The following is a 13,900-nucleotide window of genomic DNA, read 5'->3' as shown; positions in this document are numbered from 1 at the left end:
GATATACATATGACTCAACTCAACGAAAGCCCAATCATCACCGTCGAACGCCGCAAAGCGGTAACGATCATCATCGCTGCAGTAATTATCTCACTTGCACTAGGTGGCGGATTAATGAAGGTTGGTTCAGGATTTGCTTCACGTAGCAGTGACGGAATTACAGTTACAGGTTCTGCAAAGACAACAGCAACTGCAGATAACGCAGTATGGGTTCTCAATGTAAGTCTTTCTTCTCCAACAGTTGCAACAGCGGTAAAGAAGGTTGACGCTGATGTCGCAGCACTATCTGACTACTTAACCAAGGGCGGAATTCCTGCCGATGGCTTAACTCTTGGGGCAGTTTCAACATTTGCAAACGAGGAGTACAGCAACGGAAATGCAACAGGTCGAATCCTTTCCTACCGTGCTTCTCGCGAGGTAACAGTGCGCTCTAAGGATGTTCAATTAATTTCAAAGCTAAGCCAAGGAATTGGTTCACTGCTTGCAACTGGAATTAATGCCAACAACTACGGACCTCAGTACTACATTTCAAATCTTCCAGAGCTTCGCCCACAGTTAATGTCTGAAGCGATGAAGGATGCAAAGGTACGTGCAGAAGCACTTACAAAGGCTGTCGGTGGCAACATTGGCGCACTTGTAAATGTAAAGGCTGGACCAATTCAGATCACAACACCTGATTCAACTATGACAGCTGATTACGGTGCTTATGACACATCAACAATTGAAAAGACTGTTACAGCAACGGTTTCTGTAACCTTCAAGTCTTAAAGCGGAATATTGCCGTGTGAACCACGGCGATGAGGTGCGTTAGCAATTGATTTTGCTAGCGCACTTCGTGTTTGTGCAGGTGTGATCATTTCATCAACAGCACCAATTTCAATCGCCTTTGCAACGCCACCTGAAACCTTTTCATGTTCAGCGGCTAGCTCTAGCTCCATAGCTTCACGTTGCTCTGCTGGGATGTCAGCAAGTAAGCGACGATGAAGCACTCGAACCGCGGCGACCGCGCCCATTACTGAAACTTCTGCTTCAGGCCACGCAAATACCCGAGTTGCACCCAATGACTTCGAGTTCATTGCAACATATGCGCCACCATAGGCGCGACGGGTGATCAAAGTTACGCGAGGAACAACAGCTTCGCCAAATGCATGCAGCAGCTTTGCGCCGCGTCGCACTGCGCCTTCCCATTCCTGACCTGCGCCAGGTAAGAAACCTTGAACATCTGCAATCACAATTAGTGGAATTCCGAAAGCATCGCAGGTACGGACAAAGCGCGCAGCTTTTTCACCAGCAGCGGCATCAAGAACACCTGCAATGTGCGCAGGGTTATTTGCAAGCACTCCAACGGTGGCGCCACCCAGGCGTCCAACAATTGTTGTCATGTTAGGTGCCCACATGGAAAGCAGTTCGATGTGTTCTGCATCCTGATCAAGAATTGCATCTACTAAAGGATGTACTTCGTAGGTTCGAACCTTTGATTCTGGAACAAATTGCGACAGGTCTACATCTTCAATCTCTGGATTCATAAACCCTTGATTTGCAAAGAGTGCGGTTAAATCGCGAATGTTCTGAATCGCTTCATCCTCGCTAGCTGCGATTACATGTGCAAGTCCGCTATTTTTCTTATGCGCCTCTGGCCCACCAAGTAAAGCCATATCAATATCTTCACCGGTAACACTCTTAACAACATCTGGTCCAGTTACAAAGATGCGACCTTCAGGGGCGAGAACAACAACATCAGTAAGCGCTGGTCCATATGCACCGCCACCTGCAGTTGGTCCAAGCACTAAAGATAATTGCGGAATTCGACCGCTTGCAGAAATCATTGCTTGGAAAACTTCACCAAAGGCATCAAGGGAAGCAACACCATCGCTTAAACGCGCACCACCACTGTGCCAAATTCCAATTATCGGAAGTTGTGCACCCATGGCCGCTTTGTAAGCGGTAACAATAACTTTGGAGCCATCTACTCCCAGGGCACCACTTTTAATAGTTGCATCAGATGCAAAAATAACTACCTTGCAGCCTTTAACTGTTGCGGTAACTGCGAGCATTCCACACTCTGTGCGGGGAACTAAGAATTCAAATTTTCCATCATCAACCAGGCGCTCAATTCGTGAAATTGGGTCGCGAGGGTCGTGCGATGTGGGAGACATTTAGATGCTCTTAAAAACCAATACAACGTTATGGCCACCGAAGCCGAATGAATCATTCAAGGCAGCGATGTCACCGGCAGGTAGCGCACGAGGCTTGTCGCGAACAACATCTACTGTCACCGCTGGATCCAAATCATCGATATTGATAGTTGGGGGAGCCATTCGATCCTGCATGGTCTTCACAATAAATACAGATTCAATTGCACCAGCACCACCTAATAAGTGGCCTGTCATTGATTTAGTTGCAGAGACTGCAACATGGTCAGCGTCATTTCCAAGTGCTGCGCGAAGTGCATTTGCCTCAGCAACATCTCCTGCTGGAGTCGAGGTTGCGTGCGCATTTAAGTGAACGATATCTGCAGTAGTTAGGTCAGCATCCTTCAAAGCAAACTTAACTGCGCGCTGTACACCTGCTCCAGATGGATCTGGAGCAGCGATGTGATAACCATCTGAAGACAAACCTTGTCCTGCAATTTCGCAGTAAATCTTTGCACCGCGTGCTTTGGCGTGCTCGTACTCTTCGAGAACCAGAATTCCGCCACCTTCACCAAGTACAAAGCCATCACGATTGAGATCATAGGGACGGGATGCACGTGCTGGATCATCATTACGTGTAGAAAGCGCCTTCATCGCTGCAAAAGCTGCCATCGGCAATGCGTGACAGGCAGCTTCAACTCCACCGCTAACAACGATATCTGCGCGGTTATTGCGAATCATGTCGAATGCATATCCGATTGCTTCGGCTCCTGATGCACATGCACTAACAGGAGTATGAACTCCAGCTTGTGCTTGAAGTTCAAGACCAATATTTGCAGCAGGGCCATTTGGCATGAGCATTGGAACTGTATGGGGACTGACCAAACGAGAACCCTTGGTATTCAAAATGTCATATTGATCAAGCAGAGTTGTAACTCCACCGATACCTGATGCGACCACGACTCCAAGGCGTTCTTTATCAACCTCGGGTGATCCAGCATCTTTCCACGCTTCGCGTGAGGCAATTAATCCAAATTGTTCTGAGCGATCGAGGCGTCTGATTTCAACGCGCTCCATCTGCTCACTTGGTTCGACAGCAACCCGCGCTGCGAAGGTCACTGGAATTGTTTGTGCCCAATCCTCAGTTAAAGAGCGCACTCCACTTTTGCCGGCCAACAAGCCTGCCCAAGTAGTTGCTACATCTCCACCTAGAGGAGTGGTTGCACCAAGTCCAGTGACAACAACGCGACGACGAGTCATTTAATAAAACTTACTTTGATGCGTTAACGATGAAATTTACTGCGTCGCCAACAGTCACAAGATCTGTCACGCTCTCATCAGGAATCTTTACGCCGAAACGCTCTTCAGCTGCAACTACAACCTCAACCATGCTGAGTGAGTCAACATCTAGATCGTCAGTGAAGTTCTTATCCATTTCAACTGATGCAGCAGGAATACCAGCTACCTCTTCAACGATTTCCTTAAGTCCTGCAAGTACATCTGCTTGTGCAAGTGCCATTGTCGTATTTCCTCTTCTTCATCGATCGGTGTTGTGCAAGGTGTTTATTGTGTATCAACTCTGCGCTTACTTACGAGTATTGCTCGCCGTAAGTGGTCTAAATCTCAATAATTTTTAGGGCTTAGGCGGGAGTTCCACAACCTGTCCTGCGTAAACCAATCCTGCGCCATATCCGATGAGAAGCGCTAACTTGCCATGCAATTCTGGATGTTGTTCCAAAATTCGATCCATAGCTAGTGGAATTGATGCAGCCGATGTATTTCCATTTGTGCGAATGTCATCTGCGATCAAAACAGAATCAGGCAACTTCATTTCCTTGGCCATAGTTTCGATAATGCGAATATTTGCTTGGTGGGGAATGAACGCGCCTAGCTCATCGACTGTTACACCTGCTGCTTCAAGCGCCTTCAATCCAACTTTGCTCATTGAGTACACCGCCCAGCGGAAAACAGTTTGTCCCTGTTGTGAAATATTTGGCCAGCCTAAATCGCCGACACCTTTATCTGGATTCTTTTTAAAATCTAAAAATGATGGGGTTAATGTAATCGCATCACGAGAATCTGCATCAGATCCCCAAATTGTTTGAGCGATTCGAGGTTGATCACTTTGACCGATTACAACCGCACCTGCGCCATCGGCAAAGATAAAGGCGGTAGCGCGATCATCAGGATCTGTGTAGTCCGACAATTTTTCGACGCCAATTACTAATACATTTTTCGAAGTTCCTGAACGAACAAGATCACTTCCCATTCCTACGCCGTAGCAAAACCCAGCACATGCAGCGCTGATATCAAAGGCTGCAGCCTTTGGATTTCCGAGTTCATTGATTAACTCTGTTGCAGCACTTGGTGCCTGAAACGGATAGGAGATCGTAGAAAGAATGACAGTATCGATATCTTGAATTGTTAACTTGGCACGCTTCAGAGCCATTTCGCAGGCAGCCTTCGCCATCGAGATAACAGTTTCATCATCTCCGGCAAATCGACGGGCTTCAATACCAGTACGTTGCTGAATCCATTCATCAGTTGATTCGATGCGGTCAACAATTTCAGAGTTTGGAACAACGCGGTGAGGGCGATAAGTACCAACAGATAAAATTCTGCTGTGCCCTACTGGTGCAACTTTGATGCTCATGCGTGCCTTCCTGCGAACTCTCGTGCTGCGGTTAAATCATCAGCGCTCTTTAGAGCAAAGGTTTCGATCTCAGCTGCTGCGCGCTTTAGTAAGCCAACCAGAGTTCCAGCTGGAGGAAGTTCAATGACACCCGTAACACCTAGTGATTTCAATCGTTCCATGCATAAATCCCAGCGCACTGGGTTAGCAATTTGATTGACAATCCGGTTAAGAACTTCGGCGCCATCGGTAACAACTTCGCCATCTTTATTGGAAATAACCTGAATTGAAACAGAGTGCGTTGAAACCGTAGATGCTAAATTTCTAAGTGGTTCTACCGCAGGTTTCATAAAATCGGTGTGAAAAGCTCCTGCTACAGCTAGCGCGCGAACCCGAGCACCTGTAGGTGGATTCTCGCCCAGAGTTGCTAACGCTTGCAGTTCGCCTGCTGCAACTATTTGTCCTGCACCATTGTCATTTGCGGGCACTAAATTCAAAGCAGCAATCGCTGCTAACACTTCAGCGCGATCACCACCTAATACAGCCGACATTCCTGCAGGAGCAGAAGCGGCTGCCTTTGCCATTTCAATTCCACGTGCGCGAACAATGGTTAATGCATCACTTTCGGAAATTGCACCAGAAAGAGCTGCTGCAGCTAATTCGCCAACTGAATGGCCAGAAGTGACTGCACAACTCTTGATTCCAAGGGCATGTGCGCCCAATAGGGAAGCGGCAACAATCAATGGCTGCGCGTTGGCCGTATCTTTAATTTCATCTGCATCCGCAGTCGTTCCAAGGCGTAAAAGATCTAAACCAATTGCATCCGACCACGAAAGGATTAAATCTTTCAGCGCTGGATCTTCAATCCAACTATTGAACATTCCTGGGGTTTGCGAACCTTGACCAGGAGCGATGATTGCGAGCACATACAGATGTTAGTGCGAGTTATTACTTACTATCTAGTACGCGACACAAGCCAAACAAGAACGCTGTGTTCAGGAACCTGGACCTTTGCAGAAGGTGCAGCAATAACAGGTTCGTAGCTACTTGTATTTTTTGAAGCATCAAAGATGCATCTAAAGGTTTCACCCCAACTGCTATCTGGCAATGTAAATGTGGTTTGTTCGGCAGATGAGTTCAGCATCAAGAGCAAACCTTTATTGGGATCTGCTTCAACAAAAACAGTAATGCTTCGCTTTTCTTCATCGCGCCAGTGGTCATCGCTCATCTCGTTGCCGCCTAGCGAAAACCAGGCAATATCTTTTCTATTTGTACCTTTGTCTAAAGCGCCAGTGAAAAACTCTGATGCGACATCAGCAAGATAAGTTTCACGAATCTGTGACAGTGATTGCATCGCCGCCAAAGTATCAGCTTGCATTTCATCGAGCTGCCACGGAAGCGCCCATCCGCCTCCGTATGATTCAACAGAAGGTACTGAATGATCCAGGGGTAGTGAGTATCCGTTGTTAGAACCATTTTGCGTTCGGCTTACTTCATCTCCCATGTTGAGCATCGGCACACCAGAAGAAAGCATTAATGTTGCAAGTAAGGATTTCTTTAAACGATGACGAACCTCGTTGATAGTGGCGACATTAGTTTCACCTTCATGTCCAACATTCCACGAACGATTTGAGTCATTGCCATCTTTATTATCTTCGAGGTTAGCTTCATTGTGCTTATGGTTGTAAGAAACCATGTCATGGATAGTGAAACCATCATGGGCTGCAACAAAGTTAATCGATGAGGTTGGTCCGCGATAGTGGAAGATACGGCTAGAACCACTAATGCTGGATGCAATATCTGAAACACCCTCACCATACCCACGAGCTAAATCGCCCAACCAGAATTGACGTACCGAGTCACGATAGGCATCGTTCCATTCGCGCCAAGGGTGTGGGAAATCGCCTAGTGAGTAACGAGAAACATCCCATGGTTCAGCAATCATTTTGAAGTTACGGAGCACCGAATCAGCACCAATTGCTGCCATCAGTGATGAATTAAAGGCGCTATTGCTGGTGTACAGAGCTGTTGTTAAATCAAATCTAAAACCATCAATTCCGATAACTTCAATCCACCAGCGAAGCGAATCCACAATTTGGCGAACATTGTGCGGCTTGCTTGCAGCAAAGGTATTTCCGCAACCAGTTACATCAACATAATTTCCATTGGCATCTTGTCGGTAGTAGCCGTGGTTATCAATACCTTTATAAGAAAGAGTTGGACCACCTACGCCACCTTCGGCTGTGTGGTTGTACACAACATCCATGATGACTTCGATGCCAGCGTTGTGGAGTTGATCAACCGCCCATTGAAGTTCAGCAATAGGGTCATGTGATGCTGCATAGGCGCGATGTGGAGCTGTAAACAACAGTGAGTTATAGCCCCAATGATTTATTCGTCCGCGACCATAAATTGTTGGTTCGGTTACTGATTGCGCAATCGGAAGTAGCTCTAGGGCAGTAATTCCAATCGACTTTAAATGTGCAATCGTGCTTGGGTGTCCAAGTGCTTTATATGTTCCACGTTCATGTTCGGGAATTTCATTATTAAATGCGGTCAGGCCTTTTACATGCGCTTCATAAATAACGGTCTTGGCCCAAGGTACTAATGGACGATTAATCTCGCGAACACCGGCATCTGTTACAACTGAGTATGGAACTTTGCCTGCGCTGTCACGTGGATCGCGCTTGCTTAAATCTCCATTGCCTAAAGCATCATCTGCAACATGTCCGTAAATTTCAGGGCAGTAATTCACTTCTCCATCGGTTGCATGCGCATAAGGATCAAGCAACAACTTCGCCGCATTAAAACGAACACCATGTTCAGGAAGCCAAGGACCATAAACGCGATATCCATAGCGCTGTCCTGGTCGCACCCCAGCTAAGTAGCCATGCCAGATGGGGCCGTTGCGATGAGACATCGCAAAGCGGGTTTCAACCATCTTGCCGTTGACCTCATTAAAGAGGCACAGCTCCACTGCATCGGCGGCGTTGCTCCATATAGCGAAGTTGGTTCCACCGTCGGTGACGGTAGAGCCAAGGGTTCGGGGATCGGCTGGAAGCATGCGGTTATCCTGCCCTGAACAGGCGTAAAAAGAGGGTTGATTTGGTGTGATTAGGTAGCCAATTGGGTTACTCACCAGTAACATTTCGCTTATGAAAATCGCCGTATGCGTAAAGCAAGTTCCAGATTCATGGGCCGAGAAGAAGATGGTCAATGGAGTTCTCGATCGCGAGAATGTTGATGCAGTTCTTAACGACCTTGATGAGTACGCCGTTGAAGAAGCGCTTCGTATTGCTGAAGCACATGGTGGCAATGAAGATGGTGGCAGCAATACCGTCACCGTGATTTCAATGGGACCAGAGCGCGCAACTGAAGCGGTTCGCAAAGCACTTTCAATGGGTGCAAATGATGCGATCTTGGTAACCGATCCAAAGCTTGCCGGCGCAGATGCGCTCGCAACCTCTGCCGTACTTGCCGCCGTAATTGCACAGGGTGGATACGAGTTAGTTATTTGTGGAACTGAATCAACAGATGCACGTATGAGTGTTGTGCCAGCGATGTTGGCTGAACGACTTGGTGCTGCACAACTTACCTTTGCTTCAAAGGTCACCGTTGATCCAGCATCAAGCAAGGTTTCAATTACACGTGTTACAGAAGCTGGCGTTGATGAGATGCATGGTCAGTTTCCAGTTGTGGTTTCAGTTGTAGAAAAGATTAATGAACCTCGATACCCGTCATTCAAGGGAATCATGGCTGCAAAGAAAAAAACAATTGAAAGTAAAGATTTAGCAGCTGTTGGAGTTTCAGCAGAAGGTGCGTGGTCACTTGTTGCAGATGCAACACCACGTCCACCTCGTGCAGCAGGTGTCAAAGTTACAGATGATGGTTCTGGTGGAACTCAACTAGTTTCATTCCTAGCAGAGAAGAAGTTGATATGAGCAATGTATTGATTCTTGCTGACTTCGTTGGCTCTAAGGCAACCAAGACAAATGCTGAATTAGCAACGGCTGGTGCTCGTATTGGCGATGTAACAGCGGTAGTGCTTGCTCCTGCCGGTCAAGGAGCAGCATATGCAGCCTCCTTAAACCGTGGGCCGATTTCAAAAATAGTTGTTGTTGAATCAGATGCATTTGCTGCTAACGGAGTTGCAGCGGTAGCAGATGTACTTGCACAAGTTATTGCTGCCCAATCTCCAGCCGCGGTTTTAATTGCATCACATGCATTTGGCAAAGAGGTTGCTGCTCGCACCGCGGTTAAGTGCAATTCAGGAATCATTACCGATGCAGTTGATGTTTCTGCAGATGCAACAGCTACTCAACTTGTGTTCGGTGGATCTACAACGGTGCATTCAAAGGTTTCACACGGAACGCCGATCATCACAGTGCGTCCTAATTCAATTGATGCGAACACAGCTGATTCATCTGCTGTAGTTGAAACCTTGTCATTGCAAGTAACAGACGCTTCAAAGAAAGCAACGGTGACATCCTCACAACCTCCTGTTCAAGGTGGCCGTCCAGAACTTACCGAAGCAAACATTGTTGTTTCAGGTGGTCGTGGCACAAACGGAGATTTTGCAGCTGTTGAAGGCTTTGCAGATTCACTTGGTGCAGCAGTTGGTGCATCACGTGCTGCAACTGATGCTGGTTGGTATCCACATTCATATCAAGTTGGCCAAACAGGAAAAACTGTTAGCCCACAGCTATATGTTGCATGTGGAATCTCAGGTGCGATCCAACACCGTGCCGGAATGCAGACCAGTAAGAGCATCGTGGTTGTTAACAAGGATCCCGAAGCACCGCTCTTTGAAATCGCAGATTTTGGCGTGATTGGTGATCTATTTGCGGTGCTGCCTCAGGCAACGGAAGGCGTAAAAGCCCACAAGTCATAGACTTAGGCCTATGCCTTCGATCTACGTAGACCATGCTGCAACGACACCAATGTCGCCTGCCGCAATCTCTGCTATTTCGCAGCAAATGCAACTTCTGGGAAACCCTTCAAGTCTTCACTCACATGGACGCGCTGCTCGCAAAGCGTTAGAGGATGCACGCGAACTAATTGCACAACAGGTTGATTGTCTGCCGACTGAAGTCATTTTTACCGCATCCGGAACAGAGGCAAACAATATTGCGCTCAAGGGTTTGTTCTGGAATGGAAAAAAGCATGGCAAGCAGGTTGTTGTTATCTCGCAAATTGAACATCATGCGATTTTGGATCCGGCACATTGGCTGCATACACATGAAGGTGCAGAAGTAATCACAATTCCGACATCCAAGAATGGCGTAATCGATCTACAGGTTTTACGTGACACGGTTTCGGCTCGTGGCTCTGAGATCGCTGTCATTTCAATTATGCATTCCAATAATGAAACTGGCGTGCTGCAACCAATTAAAGAGGTTGTCGAAATAGCAGGGGATTTACCTGTGCACACCGACGCAGTGCAAAGTTTTAAAAAGGTGGCGCTTTCTTACAAAGATTTAGGTGTTACCGCCTTAACTTTAAGTGCCCATAAAGTTGGTGGCCCATTAGGAATTGGAGCGCTAATTTTGCGCAGAGCATTTGAGATTCCTGCACTGTTGCATGGTGGGGGACAAGAGCGTGAAATTAGAAGTGGAACCTTGAATGCACCAAGCATCGTTGCCTTTGCGCAAGCAGCACATGAAAACTATCCCAGCAAAAATGTTTCACATCTACGAGATTCATTTATTGCCGGCGTTAAAAACGCAGTACCAGATGCTTATATAAATGGAGAAACATCCGATCGCTTGCCCGGCATCGTGAATGTGACATTCCCCGGAACACAAAGCGACACCTTGTTATTGCTGCTAGATGGCGCCCATGTTTCAGCTTCAACGGGCTCTGCCTGCAGCGCAGGTGTGCATGAAGCAAGTCATGTATTGCTTGCCATGGGGCACAATGAAGTAACAGCCCAGTCTTCACTTCGCTTTTCATTTGGTTCTAGCTCAACACAGACTGATGTTGATTATGTTTTGTCGGTGTTGCCCGATGTAATTAGCCGAGGACGGGCGGCGAACAACCTATGAAATTAATTGCAGCAATGAGCGGTGGAGTTGATTCTGCCGTTGCCGCTGCCCGCGCAGTTGAAGCAGGGCATGAAGTTATTGGTGTTCACCTAGCTCTTGCAGCAAATCCACAAAAATATCGATCAGGTGCGCGCGGATGTTGCACCATCGAAGACTCACATGATGCACGACGTGCTGCAGATGTAATCGGAATTCCCTTCTACATCTGGGACATGGCTGAAGAGTTTCACGATGGTGTTGTTGAAGATTTCTTAGCTGAATACTCTGCAGGTCGAACCCCAAATCCATGTTTGCGTTGCAATGAAAAAATTAAGTTTGCTGCGGTTTTAGATCGCGCACGCGCAATGGGTTTTGATGGAGTAGTCACCGGTCACTATGCACGCACCCAAATTTCAGATTCAGGAAAAACTCTGCATCGAGCGGTAGATCATTCAAAGGATCAGTCCTACGTTTTGTCAGTACTAACCGTCGAACAAATCGCTGGCGCAATTTTTCCCTTAGGAGATACAACAAAGGTTGATATTCGCGCCGAGGCAGAACGTCGTGGTTTGGCTGTTGCGCAAAAGCCAGATAGCCATGACATTTGTTTTGTTCCATCAGGAGATAACGCCGGTTGGCTTCGCGATCGTTTAGGCAGCGAGGTTGGACCAATCGTTGATCAAGATGGAAAGAAGATCGGCGAACATAACGGTGCATACACATACACAATTGGTCAGCGAAAAGGTTTAGGTCTGACAGTTCCAACCGCCGATGGTTCACCACGATTTGTTTTGAAGATCGAGCCAGTGACAAACACAGTTGTAGTTGGAGCTCGTGAAGATCTTGCAATTTCCACGATGCGCGGAGAACGACCAGTGTGGTGTGGTCCTGCGGTTACTAATGAAGAAAAGCGCGGCTTTGTACAGGTTCGTGCACATGGCGCCGCACTTCCTTGTACCTATTTCTTTGATGGCACCCTGTTGGTTGCTCAATTAGATGAACCTTTACTTGGTCTTGCAACTGGCCAAGCAATGGTTATTTACGATGGTGATCGGGTAGTTGGTTCGGCAACAATCTGCGAGACGCAATGACAAATAACGCTCGCCACCGTATGACTGAGCTGATCAACGAGATTCGAGATCACCAATTCAAGTATTACGTTTTAGATGAACCAACAATCACTGATGCACAATTTGATGAGCTATTAAAAGAACTTCAGCAGCTGGAAGATAAGAACCCTGAACTCCGCGAGGCTGATTCACCGACTCAACATGTAGGTGGGGGATTTTCAACTCAGTTTGAACAGCGCGATCACATCGAAAAGATGATGAGTCTTGATAATGTTTTTGATTTAGAGGAGCTAGCAACCTGGTTTGATCGCGTTGAAAAGGATATCTCGGCGCCTTCATATCTTTGCGAGGTGAAGGTTGATGGTCTTGCAATCAACCTGACTTATGAAAAGGGAGTTCTGACTCGTGGTTTAACTCGCGGCAATGGAGTAACGGGTGAAGATGTCACTCTAAATGTAAAAACAATAAAGAATCTTCCGCACCAACTCAAAGGTAAAGATAACCCTGCTCTTATTGAAATTCGCGGCGAGGTATTTTTCCCAATTGCTGCATTTAACGAACTCAATGAGTCATTAGAGGAAGCTGGCAAGCAACTCTTTGCAAACCCTCGCAATGGAGCAGCCGGCTCGCTTCGTCAAAAGGATCCACGTATAACAGCATCCCGTCCTTTATCCGTAGTTGTGCACGGAGTTGGAGCCAAGGATGGAATCTCATTTGATTCCCAAAGTGGTGCTTATGCAGTCTTGAAAACTCTTGGGCTGCCAACAAGTGATCGCTTTAAGGTGTGCGGAACACGTAAAGAGGTAGAAAAGTTCATTCAGTACTACGCAGATCACCGTCACGATGTTGAGCACGAAATCGATGGCGTAGTAATTAAGGTTGATTCGCTATCTCAACAGCAACAGTTGGGCTTTACCTCACGCGCACCAAAGTGGGCTATTGCCTATAAATATCCGCCCGAAGAGGTCACAACAAAGTTACTAGACATCAAGGTAAGTGTTGGTCGAACTGGTCGAGTGACACCTTTCGCATTTATGGAACCCGTAAAGGTAGCCGGCTCAACAGTTACAAATGCAACCTTGCATAACGCCGAAGAAATTCTTCGCAAAGGTGTACTCATCGGTGACAAAGTTGTAATCCGAAAAGCAGGAGATGTAATTCCTGAGGTTCTTGGTCCGGTAATTGAAAAACGAACTGGTAAAGAAAAAGCTTTTGTAATGCCAACGCAATGCCCAGAATGTGGCTCTGAACTTCGCGCAATGAGCCAGGGCGATGTCGATATCCGCTGTCCAAACACTCAAAGTTGTCCTGCTCAGCTACGTGAACGCATTTACTACATAGGTTCTCGTGCAGCTTTGGATATCGATATCTTGGGATACGAAGCTGCGGTCGCGCTATTAGATGCAAAGATCATTACCGATGAGTCAGATCTATTTGATCTAACCGCTAAGAAGTTAGCCACATCAGATTTCTTCACCAAGAAAGATGGAACACCTGCAGCAAATGTTGAAAAATTGTTAGCAGCACTGGATGAGGCAAAAACTAGACCTTTATGGCGAACCTTGGTTGCACTTTCCATTCGTCACGTAGGGCCAACAGCTGCACAAGGATTATCAGCAGCGCTTGGTTCGATTCATGCAATTTCTCAAGCAACAGCTGGCGAACTTGCTGATGTAGATGGAGTTGGGCAGATCATCGCCGATTCAATTATTGAATGGTTTTCTATTGATTGGCACAAAGCGATTATTAAGAAGTGGGAAGCAGCCGGCGTTCGTATGATTAATGAACCTGCAGAGGCACTTCCGCAGACCTTGGCAGGACTTACCTTTGTAGTAACAGGCGGACTTGAATCATTTTCGCGCGATGGCATTAGTGAAACGATTGCTGCACATGGCGGAAAAGCATCATCTTCGGTATCCAAGAAAACTGATTATGTTTTGGTGGGCAGCGACCCAGGATCTAAGTTGGCCAAGGCGCAAGAGTTAGGCGTACCAGTTATCGACGAGGCGAAGTTCAAAGAGCTTCTAGCTGGTAAGTAGTAGT

General features: G+C 47.0%; 12 protein-coding genes. 6 read left to right on the top strand and 6 right to left on the bottom strand.

Translation table 11 applies throughout. The features are described from left to right. The first annotated feature begins 9 nt into the window (after nucleotides 1-9). Nucleotides 10-768 (top strand): SIMPL domain-containing protein, encoded by a 759-nt coding sequence (locus AC8GFU_RS04955; RefSeq protein ID WP_506626041.1) that lies wholly within the window; start codon nucleotides 10-12, stop codon nucleotides 766-768. Here AC8GFU_RS04955 and AC8GFU_RS04950 read toward each other — a convergent pair. The 6 genes from AC8GFU_RS04950 to glgX all read right to left on the bottom strand — a co-directional run bounded on the left by AC8GFU_RS04950 (nucleotide 765) and on the right by glgX (nucleotide 7,828). Continuing rightward, entirely contained in the window at nucleotides 765-2,156 is a 1,392-nt protein-coding gene (locus tag AC8GFU_RS04950) for an acyl-CoA carboxylase subunit beta (protein WP_506626040.1), read from the bottom strand. The two genes, AC8GFU_RS04955 and AC8GFU_RS04950, sit on opposite strands and share 4 nt — an antisense overlap. After that, a complete protein-coding gene (fabF, locus tag AC8GFU_RS04945; RefSeq protein WP_506626039.1) occupies nucleotides 2,157-3,392 on the bottom strand; it encodes a beta-ketoacyl-ACP synthase II in 1,236 nt (411 codons plus the stop codon). A 10-nt stretch (nucleotides 3,393-3,402) separates the two neighbouring features. Further along, a complete protein-coding gene (locus AC8GFU_RS04940) occupies nucleotides 3,403-3,651 on the bottom strand; it encodes an acyl carrier protein (protein ID WP_506626038.1) in 249 nt (82 codons plus the stop codon). A gap of 114 nt (nucleotides 3,652-3,765) precedes the next feature. Next, nucleotides 3,766-4,785, bottom strand: coding sequence for a beta-ketoacyl-ACP synthase III (locus AC8GFU_RS04935; RefSeq protein WP_506626037.1), 1,020 nt, complete (start codon nucleotides 4,783-4,785; stop codon nucleotides 3,766-3,768). After that, on the bottom strand, nucleotides 4,782-5,690 hold the full coding sequence (locus AC8GFU_RS04930) for an ACP S-malonyltransferase (RefSeq protein ID WP_506626036.1): 909 nt from the start codon (nucleotides 5,688-5,690) through the stop codon (nucleotides 4,782-4,784). The genes AC8GFU_RS04935 and AC8GFU_RS04930 overlap by 4 nt, the downstream gene beginning before the upstream one ends. A gap of 29 nt (nucleotides 5,691-5,719) precedes the next feature. After that, the gene (gene glgX / locus AC8GFU_RS04925; RefSeq protein WP_506626035.1) at nucleotides 5,720-7,828 is read right to left on the bottom strand and encodes a glycogen debranching protein GlgX; all 2,109 of its coding nucleotides are present in this window, start codon (nucleotides 7,826-7,828) and stop codon (nucleotides 5,720-5,722) included. A gap of 91 nt (nucleotides 7,829-7,919) precedes the next feature. Here glgX and AC8GFU_RS04920 point away from each other — a divergent pair, with 91 nt between their 5' ends. From AC8GFU_RS04920 to ligA, 5 genes are read left to right on the top strand one after another with little or no spacing between them, the layout of a single operon-like run. Then, nucleotides 7,920-8,705, top strand: a complete 786-nt coding sequence (locus AC8GFU_RS04920) for an electron transfer flavoprotein subunit beta/FixA family protein (RefSeq protein ID WP_506626034.1) — start codon at nucleotides 7,920-7,922, stop codon at nucleotides 8,703-8,705. Then, nucleotides 8,702-9,655: an electron transfer flavoprotein subunit alpha/FixB family protein gene (locus AC8GFU_RS04915; protein WP_506626033.1), complete on the top strand. Its 954-nt coding sequence runs from the start codon at nucleotides 8,702-8,704 to the stop codon at nucleotides 9,653-9,655. The genes AC8GFU_RS04920 and AC8GFU_RS04915 overlap by 4 nt, the downstream gene beginning before the upstream one ends. A 10-nt stretch (nucleotides 9,656-9,665) precedes the next feature. Further along, a complete protein-coding gene (locus tag AC8GFU_RS04910; protein WP_506626032.1) occupies nucleotides 9,666-10,808 on the top strand; it encodes a cysteine desulfurase family protein in 1,143 nt (380 codons plus the stop codon). Beyond that, complete coding sequence (gene mnmA, locus AC8GFU_RS04905) at nucleotides 10,805-11,878, top strand: tRNA 2-thiouridine(34) synthase MnmA (protein WP_506626031.1); 1,074 nt, start codon at nucleotides 10,805-10,807, stop codon at nucleotides 11,876-11,878. Before AC8GFU_RS04910 ends, mnmA begins: the two co-directional genes overlap by 4 nt. Next, complete coding sequence (gene ligA, locus AC8GFU_RS04900; RefSeq protein WP_506626030.1) at nucleotides 11,875-13,896, top strand: NAD-dependent DNA ligase LigA; 2,022 nt, start codon at nucleotides 11,875-11,877, stop codon at nucleotides 13,894-13,896. The genes mnmA and ligA overlap by 4 nt, the downstream gene beginning before the upstream one ends. Nucleotides 13,897-13,900 lie beyond the last annotated feature (4 nt).

Origin of the sequence: Planktophila warneckei (SeqCode) (assembly GCF_965234675.1) — a bacterium.
In the GTDB taxonomy this organism is placed as follows: Bacteria; Actinomycetota; Actinomycetes; order Nanopelagicales; family Nanopelagicaceae; genus Planktophila; species Planktophila warneckei.
The sequence above is the reverse complement of the archived record's forward strand: the minus strand, read 5'-3'. Positions and strand labels throughout refer to the sequence as shown.